Raw genomic sequence first — 19,538 nt, 5'->3', positions numbered from 1 at the left:
AACCTGTACAAGTTTTTACAAACGTACAGGTTTTCGGAGGCAGTCATGCAAAACCCGCCCACCCACAGCAAGCCGCGTATTGCCATCAGCGCCTGCCTCACCGGGCACAGCGTGCGCTATAACGGCGGCCACAAGGCCTCCGACCTGTGTCGCACGCAACTGGAAGAACATTTCGAATGGCTGCCTGTTTGCCCAGAGGTAGCCATCGGGCTAGGCGTGCCTCGCGATCCGATCCGCCTGGTTGGCGACCCGAACAACCCTGAAGTGGTCGGCACCCGCAACCCGGGCATGGACCTGACCGGGCCGCTACGCAGCTATGGCGAACAGATGGCCGCGGAGCTGGGTGACATCTGCGGCTACATTTTCATGCAGAAATCGCCGTCCTGCGGCTTGGAACGGGTCAAGGTCTATCAGCCAAACGGCCACCCTGCGGTGCAGAGTGGTCGCGGCGCCTTTGCCCAGGCCTTCTGCGCGCTACGCCCCGACCTGCCGGTGGAAGAGGAAGGCCGGCTGCATGACCCGGTGCTGCGCGAGAACTTCATAAGCCGTGTCTATGCCTATGCCGACTGGCAACGCCTGCTGGCCGAGGGCCTCAGCCGGGGTGCCTTGGTGAGCTTCCATTCGCGCTACAAATACCTGTTGATGGCCAACAACCCTCAGGCCTACCGCACCCTCGGGCGCCTGCTCGGCAGCATGAGCAAGGACGATGACCCACAACAGGTGGGCCAGCGGTATTTCAGCCAGCTGATGCAGGCGCTGCGCCGCTGTGCCAGCCGTGGCACCCACTGCAATGTGCTGCAGCACCTCAGCGGCTATTTCAAGGACACCCTCACCCAGCAGGACAAAGCCGAGCTGCAGACGATCATCAGCCAGTACCAGCAGGGCGTCGTGCCGCTGGTGGTGCCACTGACGCTGCTCAAACACCACCTGCGCAAGCACCCGGACCCGTACCTGCTTCAGCAAACCTACCTGCAACCCCACCCTGAAAGCCTGGGTTTACGCAATGCGGTCTGAGGTGCTGTTACCAATAGGCGAGTTGGCCCGCCGCACCGGGGTGAACCCGGTCACACTGCGCGCCTGGGAGCGCCGTTATGGCCTGCTGAAACCACAACGCACAGCCAAGGGGCACCGTTTGTACCCACAAAGCCAGGTGGAACGGGTAGAAACGATCCTGGCCTGGTTGCAGCGGGGTGCCTCTGTTGGCCAAGTGCGCGAGTTGCTCGACAAACCAACCAGCAGCGCGCCCAAAGGCGACTGGCAAGCCCGTCAGTACGAGCTGGTCGAAGCCATCGCCGGCCTGTCGCAACGTAACCTGGACCAGCAACTTAACCAGGCCATGGCGCTGTATCCGGCTCTGACCCTGTGCGAACAATTGCTGCTGCCCTTGCTCGACCTGCTCGACCTGCGCTGGGGCAGTTACTTCAACGCGCGGCTGGAGCAGGTGTTCTTCTACGGCTGGCTACGCAGCAAGCTGGGCGCCCGCGTCTACCACGACAACCAGTTGCTGCACGGCCCCGCCGTGCTTCTGGCCGAAGACAGCGAGCGCGCCTTCAGCCCAGGGCTGTGGCTGTGCGCCTGGTTGTTCACCAGCAATGGCATCCCCGTTGAGGTGCTCGAGCAGCCTGTCAGCGCAGCGCAACTGCAAAGCGCAGTCAGCATCTTCCAACCCCGGGCCGTGCTGCTGCACCTGGGCCCGCGCATGGACGACAAAGCCTTGCTGCGTGCCCTGCAAGGGGTGCCGGGGCCGAAGTTGCTTGGTGGCAGCATGGTTGCACTGCATGAAACCCGCCTCAAAGACAGCGAACTGCCTGACCTTTTCCTGTTCGATACCCCGCAAGCGGCCTTGCGCCTGCTTCAAGCCCATGACCGCCAGCCTGTAGAGATCAATGCCCCATGCACCTGACCTGGCTGCGTAGTGACCTGCGCATCGATGACAACACCGCACTGAGCGCTGCGACCGAACGCGGGCCGACCATCGCCTTGTGGCTGGTCAGCCCCGGGCAATGGCGTGCGCACGACGACGCCGACTGCAAAGTCGATTTCTGGCTACGCAACCTGCGCGACCTGCGCCAGGCGCTGGAAAAGATGAACATCCCGCTGCTGATCCGCAAGATCGACACCTGGGACCAGGCGCCTCAGGCCGTACTCGATGTTTGCCAGCAACACCAGGTGCAAAGCGTGCACTGGAACGAGGAATACGGCATCAACGAGCAGCGCCGGGACGCTGCTACGCGCAAGTTGCTGGAAAAAGCGTCTGTCCAGGCGCACAGCTATCTCGACCAACTGCTGTTTCGCCCAGGCACCATCCTGACCCGCAGTGGCGATTACTTTCAGGTATTCAGCCAGTTCAAGAAAACCTGCCTTGAACACCTGCACCGCAGCCTGCCTGCGCTGGCCCGGCGGGTAAAGCGCCAGGCTGCGCTGAAGATCCACAGTGACCCGATCCCGCAACATATCGACGGCTTCGAAAAAACCCCGCGCGCCTTGCGTGAGCACTGGCCGGCGGGCGAGGCCCATGCACAGCAGCGCCTGTCTCAGTTTCTGGACGAAACCATCGACGATTACCTTAAAACCCGGGATCTGCCGGCAATGCCGGGGACCAGCCAGCTTTCGCCTTATTTGGTCGCCGGGGTAATTTCCCCGCGCCAGTGCTTGCATGGGGCCCTTGCCGCCAACAAGGGCGAGCTCGACAGCGGTAGCACGGGTGTGCAGACCTGGGTCAACGAACTGCTGTGGCGCGAATTCTACAAGCATATCCTTACCGGCTACCCACAGGTCTCGCGGCACCGCGCCTTCCGCAGCCATACCGAAGCCCTGCCCTGGCGCGATGCGCCGGGCGATCTCGAGGCGTGGGAGCAGGGCCGCACCGGCTTCCCCATCATCGACGCGGCCATGCGCCAGCTGCTGCACACGGGCTGGATGCACAACCGGCTGCGCATGATCGTCGCCATGTTCCTCAGCAAAAACCTGTTGATCGACTGGCGCAAGGGCGAGCGTCACTTCATGCGCCACCTCATCGATGGTGACCTGGCCGCCAACAATGGCGGCTGGCAGTGGAGCGCCTCTACCGGCACCGATTCGGTGCCCTATTTCCGCATTTTCAACCCGGTCTCACAATCGCAGCGGTTCGACCCTGAGGGGCGTTTCATTCGTCACTGGCTGCCGGAGCTTCGCGATATCGATGAAAAAACAATTCATGGTCCGATGAAATCTACGGATCTTTTCGCTGGTAATTCGTATCACAATCCAATAGTTGATCTGGGCAGTAGTCGCCAACGTGCATTGGAGGCCTTCAAAGGCCTGCCGCGACGGTAACAAAAGGGGCAGAACGTCTTGAATAACTCACGCAGTTTTTGGGTTACAGGCGCAAGCAATGGACTTGGCTTGGCGTTGTTGCAAGGGCTGCTCGACCAAGGCCACCGGGTGGCCGCGAGTGGCAAGGATGCGCCTGCGTTCGAAGCGCTGGGCGAACGCTATGGCCAGCAATTCCTGCAAGTGCCCTGGCAGTTGCACGATGCACAGCAAGCCGCTGACGCTTGTCAGTTGATCGCCCGTCACTGGCACTCACTGGACGGCGTGATCATCAATGCCGGCACCAGCGATTACCTGCCGGGCGATGTGGCTGACAGCGAATTGATCGAGGCCATCGTCACCAGCAACCAGCTGGCGGGCAAGCACTGCCTGACAGCGGTGACGCCCTTGCTGGCAAAGGGTGATTCACCCCAGGTGATGGCTATTTTCAACCGTTATTCGGCCCTGCAGTTGTACGCGCCAACCCAGGTAACCGCCGGTTGGAACCACCTGCCGCAGTGGGTACGTGAGCAACGTGATGCGCTCCAGGCGTTGGGGATATCGCTGACCGTGGTAGGACCGCAGTCGCTGAAAACGCCAGTGACGCCTGCGCAAGCCTTTCCGGAGCAGTGGACGCCGCAAAGCGCCGCGCAGGAGTTGTTGCGGCGCTGGCCCGCGGCTGAGCCCGAGTTGGTACTGGAGACGCTTGACCTCAGTGGGCTATGGCCGCTGCCGCCAAGGTGACGGCAGGCTCCCCGCCAAGCGCGAACCTGGGTCGCGCTTGGCGGTTGATGGTTGACCCGATCGGGTCAGAGCGCCATGCGGTAATGCAAGCTGTAGCTTTCAACCCCGTCATTGGGTTCTTTGATGCCGGCGTTCGAGTAGTGAATCGCACGCACACCAATTTCATGCCCACCGGCGAAGCGCAGGCCGAAGCCGATGCGGTCTTCGAACTGGAACGACGAACCCAGTTCGTTGCTTTCCAGCTCGGTGCTGGAGAAAGCTGCCACGCCGATGCCCGCCTCGATGTAGGGCTTGACCGACTGGCCGGCAAACTCGTACACGAACACGGGTGCGAACGACAGGCTGTGGTTGCTAGCCGTGTCGTCGCCGTCCCAATAGGTGTAGGCACCGTCCCAATAGCCGGTCACGCGGCCGACGCTGGTCTGCCACCAGCTGGCATCCCAGTTCGACTGCAGCCCCAGCCGGTAGACCATCGTCGAGTCACCGGTCTGCCCTACCGAAACCGATACATCAGCAGCCTGCGCCAATACTGCCTGCCCCATGGTGAAAACGGCAGCCGCCGCCAAGCCCAGCAGTTTCTTCATGAGAAACATCCTTCATCCTAGTGCTGTTTTAATAAGCGCCTCATCTCAGGCAAGGCATAGAAAGCGGCAGTGGTACGATAGTTCAGCTTTTCTTCACGTTTTTTTCACATGGCAAAGCTTTGCACATCGTCAGACTTATGCCACAGCACAGGCAGGATTTTTTTCAGGGAAGAGGGATCGGCGCTGGTCCAGAAGCGGGTAGCCTGCGCCGGTCCGGCGGCCAGCAGGCCATTGTTGCCTAGCAGCCGCTGCAACTGGCGGGCGACGGCGGCACCGGTATCGATGATGGCCACATCTGGCGGCACCATGCCGGCCAGCAGCGGCCGCAGGAAGGGGTAATGGGTACAGCCCAGGATCAAGGTGTCACAACCAGCGGCCAGCAGCGGCTCGACATAGCCCCACAGCATCTGGCGCAGCGTGGGGCTGCACAAGTCGCCGGTCTCGATCAGCTCGACCAACCCCGGGCAAGGCTGGGTGATCACCAGCACGTCGCTGGCGAAGCGGTCGAGCAAAGCCGCGAACTTGGCACTTTGCAACGTGCCGGTGGTGGCCAGCACGCCAACCACGCCTGAGCGTGTCGCAGCCGCGGCAGGCTTTACTGCAGGCTCCATCCCCACCAATGGCCAGTTCGGGTATAGCTCGCGCAGATCCGCTGCGGCCGCCACCGTGGCGGTGTTGCAGGCCAGCACCAGGGCCTTGGCGCCTTGCTCGCGGAAGAACCCGGCAATGCGCCGGCAGCGCTCACGGATGTAGTCCGGGGATTTTTCACCATAAGGCACATGGCCGCAATCGGCCACGTACAGCAGTGTCTCGTTGGGCAACAGGCGCTGGATCTCGGCGAGCACCGACAAGCCACCAACACCTGAGTCCATCACGCCGACCGGCGCCGAGCGCTCAGCCATCGCGCTTGCCGCACACGGCACACGCCGGGTCGCGCTTGACGCGCAGTTCGCGAATACGGGTGCCGAGGGCGTCGATCAACAGCAGCCGGCCGACCAGCGGCTCGCCGAAGCCTGCCAGCAGCTTCATCGCTTCCAGCGCCTGCAGGCTGCCGACCAGGCCCACCAGTGGGCCGATCACCCCCGCCTCGCTACAGGTCAGCTCGGCTTCACTGCCATGCCCATACAGGCAGTGGTAGCAAGGGCTGTAGTCGCGACGCGGGTCAAACACCGACAGCTGCCCCTCCAAACGGATTGCCGCACCGCTGACCAAGGGTTTGCCGGCGGCGAAACAGGCGGCGTTGACCGCCTCGCGCGTGGAGAAATTATCGGAGCAGTCCAGTACCAGGTCGACGGCCGCCACCGCGGCTGCCAGGGTGTCGTCATCCAGCGCCTGGCGGTGGGCAACCAGGGTGACTTCAGGGTTGATGGCCTGCAGGCGCTGCAGCGCCGAGTCGACCTTGCTCATGCCGACACTGTCGCTGTCGTGAAGCACCTGGCGCTGCAGGTTGGTCAGGTCGACGGTATCGAAGTCCGCCAGGTGCAGTTCGCCAACCCCCGCGGCTGCCAGGTACAGGGCGACCGGCGAACCCAGGCCACCCAGCCCGACAATCAATGCCTTGCTGTGCTTGAGGCGTAGCTGGCCGTCGATGTCGATCTGCGCCAGCAGCACCTGGCGGCTGTAGCGCAGCAGTTCCAGATCACTCAGCATGGCAGGCGCCCCAGACTGATGCGTTCATGGCCACCCAGATCGGTCCGGCTGGCCACCTCGTTGAAGCCCTGTTCGACCAGCAAGGCCCGTACTGCCGCGGCCTGATCATAGCCATGCTCCAGCAGCAACCAGCCACCCGGCACCAGGTGCCCAGGGGCCTGGGTGACGATCACGCGCAGGTCGTCCAGGCCATCGGGACCAGCCACCAACGCACTGCTGGGCTCGAAACGCACGTCGCCAGCCACCAGGTGTGGGTCTGCGGCGGCGATGTAGGGCGGGTTGCTGACGATCAGGTCGAAACGCTCACCGGCCAGGCTGTCGAACCAATGGCTGAGGCGCACCTGGGTATTGCTCAGGCCCAGGCGCTGCCGGTTACGCTCGGCAAGCGCAGCGGCCTCTGCCACCCGGTCTACGGCCGTGACCTGCCAGGCGGGGCGCTCGCTGGCCAGAGCCAATGCGATGGCGCCCGTGCCAGTGCCCAGGTCGAGAACCCTGGCTGGGGCTGCGGGCTGCAGTTCGAGGGCGGTTTCGACCAGCAGCTCGGTATCCGGCCGTGGGATGAGCGTGTGCGGCGCGACTTCCAGGTCGATCTTCCAGAAACCTTGCTGGCCAAGGATATACGCCACCGGCTCACCGCCGCGGCGGCGCTGCAGGTACCCGGCGTAGGTCTGCGCGTCTTCGCTGCTGACGATCCGCTCGGGCCAGGTGTGCAGATAACTGCGCGACTTGCCGATGGCCGCTGCCAGCAGCAGTTCGGCATCCAGGCGTTCGGTAGGCGATTCTGGCAACTGTGCGTTGCGCAGCAGGCTGGCGATGATGGTCATCAGTCCCCCAGGGCAGCCAGTTGATCGGCCTGGTATTCGGCCAGCAGCGGCTCGATCACCGCGTCCACGCCACCACTGAGGATGTCGTCCAGCGAATACAAGGTCAGGTTGATACGGTGATCGGTCACCCGCCCCTGTGGGTAATTGTAGGTACGAATACGTTCCGAGCGGTCACCCGACCCGACCAGCAGTTTGCGCTCGCTGGCAATGGCGTTCTGGGCGGCGCTGGTCTGCATGTCGTTGAGCTTCGCCGACAGCCAGGACATGGCGCGGGCGCGGTTCTTGTGTTGCGAGCGCTCTTCCTGACACTCCACCACGATGCCGGTGGGCAAGTGGGTGATGCGGATCGCCGAGTCGGTCTTGTTGACGTGCTGGCCGCCGGCACCGGAGGCGCGGTAGGTGTCCACGCGCAGGTCAGCCGGGTTGATTTCGATGGCCGCTTGTTCGTCTGGCTCGGGCAGTACCGCCACGGTGCAGGCGGAAGTGTGCACGCGGCCTTGGGATTCGGTCTCCGGCACACGCTGCACGCGGTGCGCGCCGGACTCGAACTTGAGCTTGCCGTAGACGTTTTCACCTTCGACACGGGCGATGATTTCTTTGTAGCCGCCGTGTTCGCCTTCGTTCTCGGACAGAATCTCCAGGCGCCAGCCACGCTTTTCGGCGTAACGCGAATACATGCGGAACAGGTCACCCGAGAAGATCGCGGCCTCGTCGCCACCGGTGCCGGCGCGGATCTCGAGGAACACGTTGCGGCCATCATTCGGGTCCTTGGGCAGCAGCATGCGCTGCAGCTGCGCCTCCAGGGTCAGCAACTGCTCCTTGGCTTCACGCACTTCTTCCACGGCCATTTCGCGCATGTCCGGGTCACTGTCCTTGAGCAGCGCCTGGGCACCTTCGAGGTCGTCCTGGACTTTGCGCCACTCTTTATAGGCAGCATAGACCGGCTCGACCTCGGCGTACTCGCGGGAATACGCGCGAAAGCGCGTCTGGTCGGAAATGACCTCGGCATCGCCGAGCAAGGCGGTGAGTTCTTCGAAGCGGTCCTGGAGAATTTCCAGTTTGTTCAGCAGCGACGCTTTCATTGCGGGGTTTTGTCCGTCGAGCCCTCGTTGAGGGCAAAGAGTTCCTGGGCCATGGCCAGCGCATCGACGCGCCCCTCGGCCGAGAGCTTTTTCAACTGCACGCTGGGCGCATGCAGGAGTTTGTTGGTCAGGCCCCGGGCCAATTGGGCCAGTACGTCCTCGGGGTTGCCGCCGTTGGCCAGCAGGCGCTGGGCCTTTTGCAGTTCTTCGTCGCGCAGGCGCTCGCTTTGCTGGCGATAGGCCTTGAGCACATCCACGGCAGCCAGTTCACGCAGGCGCAGCATGAAGTCTTCGGCGCCGACTGTCACCAGTTCTTCGGCAGCCTGGGCAGCGCCTTGGCGGCTCTTGAGGTTCTCCGCCACCACATCGTGCAGGTCATCGACGGTGTAGAGGTAGACGTCATCGAGCTCACCGACCTCGGTTTCGATATCGCGGGGCACGGCGATGTCGACCATGAAGATCGGTTTGTGCCGGCGCTGCTTCAGCGCACTTTCGACCGCGCCTTTGCCAAGGATCGGCAACTGGCTGGCAGTGGAGCTGATGACGATGTCGCTGTTGGCCAGCTCCTGGGGGATGTCGGCCAGCAGAACGGCATGCGCACCGAACTGTTCGGCCAGGATGCTGGCGCGTTCCAGGGTGCGGTTGGCCACCACGATGCGGCGCACGCCCTGCTCATGCAGGTGGCGGGCGACCAGGGTGATGGTTTCGCCGGCGCCGATCAGCAGGGCCTGGCTACGCCCCAGGTCGGCGAAGATCTGCTTGGCCAGGCTGACGGCGGCAAAGGCCACCGACACCGGGTTCTCGCCAATGGCGGTGTCGGTACGCACCTGTTTGGCAGCACTGAAGGTGGCCTGGAACAGGCGCCCGAGCAACGGCCCGACGGTACCGGCTTCGCGGGCCACGGCGTAGGCAGACTTCATCTGGCCGAGGATCTGGGGCTCGCCGAGCACCAGCGAGTCGAGGCCCGAGGCCACGCGCATCATGTGCTTCACGGCGTCGTGCTCTTCGTGCACGTAGGCACTGGCGCGCAGTTCGTCGAGGCTGAGGCGGTGGTAATCGGCCAGCCATTTGAGTACGGCGTCGGCGGACAGGTGGTCCTGCTCTATATAGAGTTCACTGCGGTTGCACGTCGACAGAATCGCCGCTTCGCGGCTGGACGTCAGTCGGCAGAGCTGCTGCAGGGCGTCTACCAGCTGCTCTGGGGTAAACGCCACGCGCTCGCGTACGTCTACCGAGGCAGTCTTATGGTTGATACCGAGTGCAAGAAAGGCCATGCGAAGTCGCTGGTTGTGACAGGAAGCCGATAATTGTCCTCTTTCGCAGGTTTCAGGACAACCACCGTTCGCTATTGCGCTGATAGCGCGGCGGCTATCGCCGGCTGCACGCCCGCACCAGCTGTGATTCCAGCCCCGGATCCTGATTTTGATCTGGCTCGGATTTTAGCTTTAGCAAGATGTGGGCATTCACACCGAGTAGGTATTCGTTCGCGATGGTGGCGCTGAGTCACCTTTGCGCCCTTCCGGCGGGTTACTTTGGTCGTGGCCAAAGCAACCAAAGCCGTCCGCTCCCATCATCCGGCCCCTACGCTGCGCTCCGGGGTCCCTTCGCTACGGGCATGCTCCCGGGGGTACGCGCTGCAGGCCCCATCCATGGGGCCTCAGCGCTTGACGGGCATCCATGCCCGTCACCTCCCTGCGCATGCCCTTCGCTCGGCCTCCTGAAGTCGCAATCTGCGGCGCGTGAACTACCGCGTGCTTAGAAGCAAAACCGAAGCCCGCTACGCCACTGAAGCAGCGGCACATAACAGACGCCTTGACCTGACCGAATCGAAACCCGACGTGACAATGTAACGAGGGGATATTTCCTACAAAAGCTTATGTGAATTACTTTTTTCGACATATCTGTATCGATTTTTTCCATCGACTTGTAGTCCATTTCTGAATTGCGGATCCAGCTATTGCTTCACCCAATTTCAATGCCTAGCCTTTCCCATCACTGATCTGGATTTGGTTCCTCACCAGAAAATTAAAACCTGACAATGATTACCAAAGAGAGGTAAGCATGGCTTTTGACGCTTATATAAAAATCGATGATATCCCAGGCGAGGCCTTGGACGAAAAATACAACAAATGGATCGAAGTCACAGGTTACCAATTCGGTGTAAGCCAAAGCACTTCAGCCACCGCAAGCTCTGCCGGTGGCGCCACATCAGGCCGCACGGCCGTCAGCCATTTCACCTTCACCAAGTTTCTCGACAGTGCCAGTTGCAAATTGATGGAAGCCAGCTGCGCAGGCCAACATCTCAAGGAAGTTAAACTCGCACTCTGCCGCGCGGGCGGCGACAAGCTCAAATATTACTAAATCATTCTCGAAGAAGTGATCATTGCCGACTACACCCAAAGCGCCGCCGATGGAGTACCGATAGAGGTGGTGCAGCTCGATTACGGGAGAATCAAAACCACCTATACCCAGCAAAAACGCATTGACGGCTCCGGCGGCGGCAACATCGCTGGCGGGTGGGACCGGATCGGAAACAAGAAGTACGCCTGAGGGGGTCGCCATGTCTGAAGCCCGTGCGTTCATCAACCCCAGGATGCAGAACTACCACACCCTCAAGGCCGGCCTTGCGCTGACTGGGCATTCGGCCAGCAAGTTCGACATCCTGAATTCGCACATTTGCAACAGCGTGGTCAGAAGCGGCGAACTGGTGATCGTCGGTGACTGGTCAACGCCTTCCTGTACCAGTCAGGAGGCGTATTTGATGTCGAAGGCTACCGTGACCCATATGGGGTTGATGCATAGCGGCCAGGGTGCCGATGAGTTTTTCGTAGACAATTTCGAGCTGTTGAAGAGTCTGCTCGCCCATGCGTCCATGGGCACGGGCGTGGTAAGCGATAGTTGGAGCAAGTATCTCAAAGCGATTCAAGACACCTTGCTGGAAATCGAGACGCTGCATAGAGAGCACATGAGCTCAGGGTCCCTCAAAGCCCGCGAGCAGTTTTACGCCAAGCGGGCGGGGCTTTTCACGAAGCTGGATGAGCAGTTGCGCAGGTTGGCGGCGTTCGGCTCAGGCTTGCGCAACAATGGCTCCATCAAAAGAATGCTAGCCATTTCCACGAAAAGCTATTTGCATACGGGTGAGATTGCAGGGTATGCGGATAAGGTTGCCGGTGTGAGCAAGGCTGCTAACCTGATAAAAAAAGGAACTTATTTAGGCATTGCACTGGAAGTTTCGAGTACAGGCCTATCAATCAATAAAGCCTGCACGGAAGGGAGAGAGGAAGAGTGCAGAAGAGCTAAAATTGTGGAGAGTAGTTCATTGGCAGGTGGCGTAGGTGGAGGCGTAGTTGGCGCATATGCAGGCAACATAGTTGGCGTAGCAGCTTGCGGCGTGGTTCTCGGAACCGTATCGGGCGGGCCTGGAGCTATCGCTTGCGGTGTAGCGGGCGGAGCCTTTGGGGGGATGCTAGGCGGGATGTTCGGAAGCGATGGTGGAGAATTCATGGGAGATTTATTCTACGAACGGGTGATAAAGTGACCACAGCTCATGAAATTTTGGGAGCGGTGTTCGCCCTCCTTATCACCGCGATCTTCATATCCATGTCGATAACGCTATATTTGTCCCATCGCCTGACTGAACACATTGAATCTCTGCTACCCAACTGCAAGCTGATCAGTGAGAACAGAAAAACATACGCTGAACTTGGCTTTATCGGAAAAGTTTTTCGATTCGGGACAATATCTTTAATGTTAGTCCCCCCAAAAGCCTATGCACGTAAAGGCCTGATAGACATTAATGAAGTAAACCAACTACCGGCCCGCATAAAAAAATTACTTAGCAGACTCGTCATTATGTGCTTAGCACTTTTTCTCACACTGCTATTATTTAGGGCATGCCTATATGCTGCTGATCACTACCAAACCCTTTGAAAACCAGTATTGAAGCTCGAGCAAACGCTCCCGTTGTTATTGCTAATAACAGCGCCAATAGCATATGCGTGAACCTATATTGGCATAATGCTTAACATAGCAGTAACCGGTCTATAAATTCGCCATGCTTGAAGCGAGCCGCATATGTAAACTCTGCATCATTAGCTGGAGGCCTGGCTGGTAGCGCTGTAGGCGGTTATCTAGGAGGGAATATTGTTGCACCCGCAGTATCCGGCACTAGGAGTAGGGACTGCCGGACTAGGGCACTCACCTGCGCGGTCATCGGTGGCACTGCCGGGGCGAAGTTAGCCGGTGATTTCGCAGAAAAAAAGCGAGGTATTAGGTGACTTTTTGTATCACGAGTTCTCAAAATGACTAACATAGAGCCAGGACTGATCGCACTGATCCTGATTACAGCAATGTTAATTGCCGCTAGCGCGCAAATTATTATTTCACACAAATACACCGAGCATTTTGAATCTTTCCTCCCCACCTCTCGCCTCGTATCTGACAACATCAAAAATTACCAGCACGCCGGACTCTTGGGCAAAACAATAAGAACCGGCCAGATTGCAACACTGTTGGCTATACCCAAAATCTTCATTTACAGGGGTTACGCTGAAATTGAGGAAGTAAAAAACTCCCCCTCCGCGAAAAGCGCATTTTGTTAATCCTATGGATTATTCACATCACCTTGTTCATTGCCTTGATGCTGTCGCATTATCTATGACTTCATGCCGATACGACTTGACCCGAATCGAAACCTGACGTGGCAACGTAACGAGGGGAAATTTCCTACAAAAACCTGTACCGATGGCCGCGATAATGAGTGTAGAAGAGCTAAATACGTCCATGGATCTTCCTTGACAGGCAGTGTCGCCGGGGGAGGGATAGCAGCAAGCTACGGCGGTGCTATTGCCACTAGTATGTATCTCGCTCTTGGCGTGCCAACAGCCGGTACAGGCGCACTCCTCTGCGCTGTTATTGGTGGGGCTGCGGGAGCCACGGGAGGAAGCATGCTTGGCGGTGCTGTAGGGGAAGCGCTCGGCGAAGTACTGTATGAAAAGGTAGGCACCCAATGAGCACTGCTGTGGGCATTGTTGCATTTATAATTTTGGCCGCCATGATCATCACGCTTTGCGCATCCCTCTACATATCAACCTATCATCTTGGTAGGATCGAATCACTACTACCGAATAGCGCATTCGTAAGCGGAAATAAGAAAACCTTTTCACAAGCAGGCCTTATTGGCAAGGTAATGCGCACACTCTCAATATCAATACTGCTAACAGTACCAAAGATATATGCACGGAAAGGCTTAGTTGACCTTGATGAGGTCACGAGCTTCCCTATACGCATGAAGCGCACCCTGATCGTCTTAGGGGCTATGCACCCAACACTTATCGGAGCACTTATTCTATTCCGCATTTGGCTGCATACCCTGGACCCAAGCCGCAGTTGGTAGCGAGAGAATAACGTCAGCCGGAGAGCTACAGCAGGGCGTCTACCATCTGCTCTGGGGTAAACGCCACGCAGTGGTGCGCTTCGCGGGTGTCCGCCTTTACACCATCTGCGCTCGATCTCATAAACCGCCAAAAAACCCAAAGCCAAACACCCGGTACAGCCACTACATCACGGAACCCTCTCCCACCACGAAGGTCGCAGCTAACCAGACACCACACAGGTGGGTTTGCCCCCGCGCTTGTGTCATCATGCTGCGACCGCCGGTGAGTCCTCCTATTAAGCCTTCTATGAACAAACCATACGCATTGCTGCTTGCCTTCGCCCTGCTCCAGGGCTGCCAGAGCCTGGCCCCGCAAAAGGCCGAGCCTCCCGTTGCCGATGCCGCCAAGGCTGAGGCCGAGAAGCCCGTGGTGTATGGATCGTTCAAACAAGACACGCTCTACAGCCTGCTGGTGGCGGAACTGGCCGGCCAGCGCAACCGCTTCGACATCGCCCTGGCCAACTACACCGACCAGGCCGAGAAAACCCAGGACCCAGGGGTTTCCGAACGCGCCTATCGCATCGCCGAGTACCTCGGCGCCGACGAGCCGGCCCTGGACAACGCACTGGTCTGGGCGCGCAACGACCCGCAGAACCTCGACGCCCAGCGCGCCGCCGCCATCCAACTAGCCCGCGCCGGCCGCTACGACGATTCCATGACGTACATGGAAAAGGTGCTGCAGGGCCAAGGCGACACCCACTTCGATTTCCTCGCCCTGTCGGCAGCCGAGACTGACCAGAGCACCCGCGACGGCCTGCTGCAAAGCTTCGACCGCCTGCTGGTCAAGTACCCGGACAACAGCCAACTGGTGTTCGGCAAGGCCCTGCTGCTGAACCAGGACAACAAGCCCGAAGAGGCGTTGGAACTGCTCGAGTCACACCCGCCGCAAAACGGCGAAATTGCCCCGATCCTGCTGCGCGCCCGCCTGCTTCAGGCACTGGACCGCGGCCCCGAGGCCCTGCCCCTGCTGCGCGGGGCCATTCGCGACAACCCGGACGACAAACGCCTGCGCTTGACCTACGCCCGCACCCTGGTCGAGCAGGACCGTATCGCCGATGCCAAGGGCGAATTCCTCAGCCTGGTCCAGCAATACCCCGACGACGACGAACTGCGCTACTCCCTGGCCCTGGTGTGCCTGGAGAACAAGGACTGGGACGAGGCCGAGGGCTACCTGCAGGAACTGGTCGAGCGCGACAGCAACGTCGACGCCGCGCGCCTCAACCTGGGCCGTATCCGCGAAGAGCGCCACGACCCCGCAGGCGCCCTGCGTGAATACGCCCTGGTCGGCCCGGGCCCCGACTACCTGCCGGCGCAACTGCGCCAGGCCGACATTCTGATCGCCAACGGCCGTGGCAGCGAGGCCTCGCGCCTGCTTGCCGAGGCCCGCGAAGCGCAGCCGGACTACGCCATCCAGCTGTACCTGATCGAATCGGAAAGCTACAGCAACAACAACAAGGACACCCAGGCCAACCAGGTGCTGCAACAGGCCATACAGCGCTACCCGGACGACCTCAACCTGCTTTACACCCGCGCCATGCTGGCCGAAAAACGCGACGACCTGGCGCAGATGGAACAAGACCTGCGCGCGATCATCGCCCGCGAGCCGGAAAACGCCATGGCCCTGAATGCCCTGGGCTACACCCTGGCCGACCGCACAACCCGCTACGCCGAGGCCCGGACGCTGATCGAAAAGGCCCACCAGCTGACCCCCGACGACCCGGCAGTGCTCGACAGCCTGGGCTGGGTGAATTACCGCCTGGGCAACCTCGACGTGGCTGAAACCTACCTGCGCCAGGCGTTTGCCAACTTCCCCGACCACGAAGTGGCCGCCCACCTGGGCGAAGTGCTGTGGGCCAACGGCAAACGCCGCGAAGCCCGCCAGGTCTGGGCCAAGGGCTTCGATGCCCAGCCCGACAGCCCCCTCCTGCGCAAGACCCTTCTGCGCCTGACCGGATCCGAGACCCTTTAACGCCATGTTTCTGCGCCATTGCATTACCTTCACCCTGATCGCCCTGCTCGCCGGCTGCGCCGGCTTTGGAAGCCGCGAGGCCCTGCAGGGCCATGGCGACCCACAGCAGTGGCGCGCCCATAAAGAGCAACTGAGCAGCCTCGACGGCTGGCAGATCAACGGCAAGGTCGGCATCCGCGCACCGCGCGATTCGGGCAGCGGCACGCTGTTCTGGCTGCAACGCCAGGATTACTACGACATTCGCCTGGCCGGCCCGCTGGGCCGAGGTGCCGCCCGCCTCACCGGTCGCCCCGGCGGCGTGGTGCTGGAAGTGGCCAACCAGGGCCGCTACGAAGCCCCCAGCCCTGAAGCCCTGCTGGAAGAGCAACTGGGCTGGCGATTGCCGGTCTCGCACTTGGTCTGGTGGGTACGCGGCTTGCCCGCCCCTGACAGCAAGAGCACACTGAGCCTTGACGGCGACAGCCGCCTGGCCACCCTCGACCAGGATGGCTGGCAGGTGCAGTACCTGAGCTACACCGAGCAGAACGGCTACTGGTTGCCCGAGCGCCTGAAGCTGCATGGCCAGGACCTGGACGTGACCCTGGTGATCAAAGACTGGCAGCCGCGCCAGCTGGGGCAGTGAGCCCATGCACACGCTGACCCTGCCGGCACCGGCCAAGCTCAACCTGTGGCTGCACATCGTTGGCCGCCGCGCCGACGGCTACCATGAGCTGGAAACGGTGTTTCAGTTTCTCGATCACGGCGACGAACTGCACTTCGCCCTGCGCGATGACGGCGTGATTCAGTTGCATACCCCTGTCGAGGCAGTACCGCACGACAGCAACCTGATCGTGCGTGCTGCACGCAAGCTACAAGCGCAATCAGGTACCCCATTGGGTGCGGACATCTGGCTGACCAAGGTCCTGCCCATGGGTGGCGGTATCGGCGGCGGCAGTTCGGATGCTGCCACCACCCTGCTGGCCCTCGCCCACCTGTGGCAGCTGGATTGGGACGAAGACCGCCTGGCCGCCCTGGGCCTGAGCCTGGGGGCGGATGTACCGGTATTCGTGCGCGGCCACGCAGCCTTCGCCCAGGGCGTGGGCGAACAGCTGACCCCGGTCGACCCGGAAGAACCCTGGTATGTCGTGCTGGTGCCGCAAGTGTCTGTCAGCACAGCAGAAATTTTTTCACATCCGCAGTTGACACGTGATTCACTGCCCCTTAAGATGCGCCCCGTTCCCAAGGGAAACAGTCGAAATGACTGCCAACCGGTGGTAGAGCAGAATTACCCAGAAGTTCGCAATGCGTTGAATTCATTGGGAAAATTCACCGAAGCTCGATTAACCGGCACTGGAAGCTGTGTGTTTGGGGCCTTCCCAAGCAAAGCCGAAGCTGATAAAGTTCTGGCCCTTCTTTCAGCGACCCAAACAGGGTTTGTGGCGAAAGGAAGCAATGTTTCGATGTTGCATCGCAAGCTGCAAAGTCTGGTCAAGAAGTCGGGCGCATAAGCGTTCGCAAGCAACAGATACAGGGGCGTCGCCAAGCGGTAAGGCAGCAGGTTTTGATCCTGCCATGCGTTGGTTCGAATCCAGCCGCCCCTGCCATTTTCCTTATACTCATCCAGGTATACCCTCAGCCTCCAGGTACTGCGCGTGTCCAAGATGATGGTCTTTACGGGGAACGCTAACCCCGATCTGGCTCGGCGTGTAGTACGTCAGCTGCATATCCCTCTCGGTGACGTCTCTGTCGGTAAATTCTCCGACGGCGAGATCAGCACTGAGATCAATGAAAATGTTCGCGGTAAAGACGTTTTCATTATTCAGCCGACCTGTGCCCCGACCAACGATAACCTGATGGAACTGGTAGTGATGGCCGACGCCTTCCGCCGCTCCTCAGCATCCCGAATCACCGCCGTGATTCCTTACTTCGGATATGCCCGCCAGGACCGCCGTCCGCGTTCGGCACGTGTAGCCATCAGCGCCAAAGTCGTCGCTGACATGCTCACTGTCGTCGGTATCGACCGTGTACTCACTGTCGACCTGCACGCTGACCAGATCCAAGGCTTCTTCGATATTCCCGTCGACAACATCTACGGCTCGCCCGTACTGGTAGACGACATCGAAGACCAGCGTTTCGAGAACCTCATGATCGTATCCCCGGACATCGGTGGTGTTGTGCGCGCACGCGCCGTCGCCAAGTCCCTGGGTGTCGACCTGGGTATCATCGACAAACGCCGTGAAAAGGCTAACCACTCCGAGGTCATGCACATCATCGGCGACGTCGAAGGGCGCACCTGCATCCTGGTAGACGACATGGTCGACACCGCCGGCACCCTGTGCCACGCGGCCAAAGCCCTGAAAGAACACGGCGCTGCCAAGGTTTATGCCTATTGCACGCACCCTGTCCTGTCGGGCCGCGCGATCGAGAACATCGAGAAGTCGGTACTGGACGAGCTGGTGGTGACCAACACCGTACCGCTGTCCGCCGCTGCTCAAGCCTGTGACCGTATCCGCCAGCTGGATATCGCACCGGTTGTCGCTGAAGCGGTACGCCGTATCAGCAACGAAGAATCGATCAGCGCGATGTTCCGCTAAGCGGAACCCGTGTTGATATGAAGCGCCCCGCCCCAACCTGTGTTGGGGCGGGGCTTTTTTGCCATCCCCGTCTGGCGCTGGTCGCAAACGCCATTCGGGAGGCTATTTTGGAGAAGTAAAATGACCGATTTCATCCTGAACGCCCAAGCGCGTACTGACCTGGGGAAAGGTGCGAGCCGCCGCCTGCGTCACTCCGCCAGCATCCCTGCCGTAGTTTACGGTGGCGATAAAGAAGCCCAGTCCCTGACCATCGTGGCCAAGGAAATCGCCAAACTGTTCGAAAACGAAGCTGCCTTCAGCCACGTTATCGAACTGAACGTCGACGGCGCCAAGCAGAACGTCGTGGTCAAGGCCATGCAGCGTCACCCAGCCAAAGGCTTCATCATGCACGCTGACTTCGTTCGCGTCGTAGCTGGCCAGAAGCTGACCGCTGTTGTTCCAGTGCACTTCATCAACGAAGAAGCACCGGTCAAGAAAGGCGGCGAAGTTTCGCACGTTGAATCGCAGATCGAAGTTTCCTGCGAAGCCAAAGACCTGCCAGAGTTCATCGAAGTCGACCTGGCCAACGCTGAAATCGGCACCATCATCCACCTGTCGGACCTGAAAGCTCCGAAAGGCGTAGAGTTCGTCGCTCTGGCCCACGGTGATGACAAAGCTGTTGCCAACGTTCACGCTCCGCGCGTTTCCGCCGAAGCTGCTGAAGAAGGCGCTGCCGAGTAATCCACTCGCACGCCGGCGTTGATCGGGTTACAGTGCCGCGCGCACTGTAGCCCACCAACTCCAAGGAAGAGCCCCTGACGTGACCGCCATCCAGTTGATCGTCGGCCTGGGTAACCCCGGCCCCGAATACGAACAGACCCGGCATAACGCAGGGGCTCTTTTCGTTGAACGCATTGCCAGCGCCCAGCGTGTTTCGCTGACCGCTGACAAAAAATATTTCGGCCTGACGGCTAAGTTCAGCCATCAGGGCAACGACGTTCGTTTGTTGATCCCCACCACCTACATGAACCGTAGCGGCCAGGCCGTGGCGGCCTTGGCCAATTTCTTCCGCATCAAGCCGGAAGCGATCCTGGTGGCGCACGACGAACTCGACCTGCCCCCGGGCGTTGCCAAGCTCAAGCGCGGCGGCGGTCATGGGGGGCACAACGGCCTGCGCGACATCATCGCGCAGCTCGGCAACCAGAACGACTTCCACCGCCTGCGGCTTGGCATCGGCCACCCGGGCGACGCCAAACTGGTCTCCAACTTCGTCCTGGGCCGCGCGCCGCGCGCCGAGCAGGAGAAGCTCGACGCCAGCATCGATTTTGCCCTCGGCGTGCTGCCGGACGTGCTTGCCGGCGATTTCGCCAAGGCGATGCGCGAACTGCACAGCCAGAAGGCCTGATTT

Annotated in this window: 18 protein-coding genes, 1 tRNA gene and 1 pseudogene; 14 read left to right on the top strand and 6 right to left on the bottom strand. The window is 60.4% G+C overall.

Annotated features, from left to right (window positions below; genetic code table 11):
* Positions 1-45: 45 nt before the first annotated feature.
* The 4 genes from L1P09_RS03565 to L1P09_RS03550 are packed head-to-tail and all read left to right on the top strand — an operon-like array spanning position 46 to position 4,035.
* Positions 46-1,014 (top strand): YbgA family protein, encoded by a 969-nt coding sequence (locus L1P09_RS03565; protein ID WP_064314336.1) that lies wholly within the window; start codon positions 46-48, stop codon positions 1,012-1,014.
* Positions 1,004-1,903: a MerR family transcriptional regulator gene (locus L1P09_RS03560; protein ID WP_009682959.1), complete on the top strand. Its 900-nt coding sequence runs from the start codon at positions 1,004-1,006 to the stop codon at positions 1,901-1,903. The genes L1P09_RS03565 and L1P09_RS03560 overlap by 11 nt, the downstream gene beginning before the upstream one ends.
* On the top strand, positions 1,894-3,315 hold the full coding sequence (gene phrB, locus L1P09_RS03555) for a deoxyribodipyrimidine photo-lyase (RefSeq protein ID WP_235768499.1): 1,422 nt from the start codon (positions 1,894-1,896) through the stop codon (positions 3,313-3,315). The genes L1P09_RS03560 and phrB overlap by 10 nt, the downstream gene beginning before the upstream one ends.
* Positions 3,316-3,333: 18 nt before the next feature.
* The gene (locus L1P09_RS03550) at positions 3,334-4,035 is read left to right on the top strand and encodes an SDR family NAD(P)-dependent oxidoreductase (protein WP_054903927.1); all 702 of its coding nucleotides are present in this window, start codon (positions 3,334-3,336) and stop codon (positions 4,033-4,035) included.
* A gap of 65 nt (positions 4,036-4,100) precedes the next feature.
* Here the strand turns inward: L1P09_RS03550 and L1P09_RS03545 are convergent, their stop codons facing one another.
* From L1P09_RS03545 to hemA, 6 genes are all read right to left on the bottom strand, one after another.
* Positions 4,101-4,619, bottom strand: coding sequence for an acyloxyacyl hydrolase (locus L1P09_RS03545; RefSeq protein ID WP_033744719.1), 519 nt, complete (start codon positions 4,617-4,619; stop codon positions 4,101-4,103).
* Positions 4,620-4,723: 104 nt separating this feature from the next.
* On the bottom strand, positions 4,724-5,521 hold the full coding sequence (gene murI, locus L1P09_RS03540) for a glutamate racemase (protein WP_029886862.1): 798 nt from the start codon (positions 5,519-5,521) through the stop codon (positions 4,724-4,726).
* The gene (locus tag L1P09_RS03535; protein ID WP_029886863.1) at positions 5,514-6,269 is read right to left on the bottom strand and encodes a molybdopterin-synthase adenylyltransferase MoeB; all 756 of its coding nucleotides are present in this window, start codon (positions 6,267-6,269) and stop codon (positions 5,514-5,516) included. Before L1P09_RS03535 ends, murI begins: the two co-directional genes overlap by 8 nt.
* Entirely contained in the window at positions 6,263-7,093 is an 831-nt protein-coding gene (gene prmC, locus L1P09_RS03530) for a peptide chain release factor N(5)-glutamine methyltransferase (protein ID WP_054903924.1), read from the bottom strand. The genes L1P09_RS03535 and prmC overlap by 7 nt, the downstream gene beginning before the upstream one ends.
* Positions 7,093-8,175: a peptide chain release factor 1 gene (gene prfA, locus L1P09_RS03525; protein ID WP_009682967.1), complete on the bottom strand. Its 1,083-nt coding sequence runs from the start codon at positions 8,173-8,175 to the stop codon at positions 7,093-7,095. The genes prmC and prfA overlap by 1 nt, the downstream gene beginning before the upstream one ends.
* Positions 8,172-9,449, bottom strand: coding sequence for a glutamyl-tRNA reductase (hemA, locus tag L1P09_RS03520; protein ID WP_009682968.1), 1,278 nt, complete (start codon positions 9,447-9,449; stop codon positions 8,172-8,174). Before hemA ends, prfA begins: the two co-directional genes overlap by 4 nt.
* Before the next feature lie 787 nt (positions 9,450-10,236).
* Between hemA and L1P09_RS03515 the strand changes: the two are divergent.
* The 10 genes and pseudogenes from L1P09_RS03515 to pth all read left to right on the top strand — a co-directional run bounded on the left by L1P09_RS03515 (position 10,237) and on the right by pth (position 19,535).
* Positions 10,237-10,725 (top strand): annotated as a pseudogene (locus L1P09_RS03515) (Hcp family type VI secretion system effector).
* 10 nt (positions 10,726-10,735) lie between these two features.
* Positions 10,736-11,713, top strand: coding sequence for a hypothetical protein (locus L1P09_RS03510; RefSeq protein WP_054903922.1), 978 nt, complete (start codon positions 10,736-10,738; stop codon positions 11,711-11,713).
* A 763-nt stretch (positions 11,714-12,476) separates the two neighbouring features.
* Entirely contained in the window at positions 12,477-12,776 is a 300-nt protein-coding gene (locus tag L1P09_RS03505) for a hypothetical protein (RefSeq protein ID WP_232108607.1), read from the top strand.
* Positions 12,777-13,856: 1,080 nt separating this feature from the next.
* Positions 13,857-15,578 carry a tetratricopeptide repeat protein gene (locus tag L1P09_RS03500; RefSeq protein WP_235768497.1) on the top strand — a complete coding sequence of 574 codons (1,722 nt, stop codon included), beginning with the start codon at positions 13,857-13,859 and terminating at the stop codon, positions 15,576-15,578.
* Between the two features lie 4 nt (positions 15,579-15,582).
* A complete protein-coding gene (gene lolB / locus L1P09_RS03495) occupies positions 15,583-16,200 on the top strand; it encodes a lipoprotein insertase outer membrane protein LolB (RefSeq protein ID WP_047149785.1) in 618 nt (205 codons plus the stop codon).
* Between the two features lie 4 nt (positions 16,201-16,204).
* A complete protein-coding gene (gene ispE / locus L1P09_RS03490) occupies positions 16,205-17,065 on the top strand; it encodes a 4-(cytidine 5'-diphospho)-2-C-methyl-D-erythritol kinase (protein ID WP_182337334.1) in 861 nt (286 codons plus the stop codon).
* Positions 17,066-17,086: 21 nt separating this feature from the next.
* Positions 17,087-17,161, top strand: a tRNA-Gln gene (locus L1P09_RS03485).
* Positions 17,162-17,209: 48 nt separating this feature from the next.
* Positions 17,210-18,151, top strand: a complete 942-nt coding sequence (locus L1P09_RS03480) for a ribose-phosphate pyrophosphokinase (RefSeq protein ID WP_003247410.1) — start codon at positions 17,210-17,212, stop codon at positions 18,149-18,151.
* A 120-nt stretch (positions 18,152-18,271) separates the two neighbouring features.
* Positions 18,272-18,871 carry a 50S ribosomal protein L25/general stress protein Ctc gene (locus L1P09_RS03475; RefSeq protein ID WP_009686184.1) on the top strand — a complete coding sequence of 200 codons (600 nt, stop codon included), beginning with the start codon at positions 18,272-18,274 and terminating at the stop codon, positions 18,869-18,871.
* 79 nt (positions 18,872-18,950) lie between these two features.
* A complete protein-coding gene (pth, locus tag L1P09_RS03470; protein WP_009686183.1) occupies positions 18,951-19,535 on the top strand; it encodes an aminoacyl-tRNA hydrolase in 585 nt (194 codons plus the stop codon).
* The last annotated feature ends 3 nt before the right edge of the window (positions 19,536-19,538 follow it).

It is taken from the genome of Pseudomonas juntendi (assembly GCF_021560075.1).
Taxonomy (GTDB): Bacteria; Pseudomonadota; Gammaproteobacteria; order Pseudomonadales; family Pseudomonadaceae; genus Aquipseudomonas; species Aquipseudomonas juntendi.
Note: the sequence above shows the minus strand (reverse complement) of the source record. Positions and strands in the feature narration are given on the sequence as shown.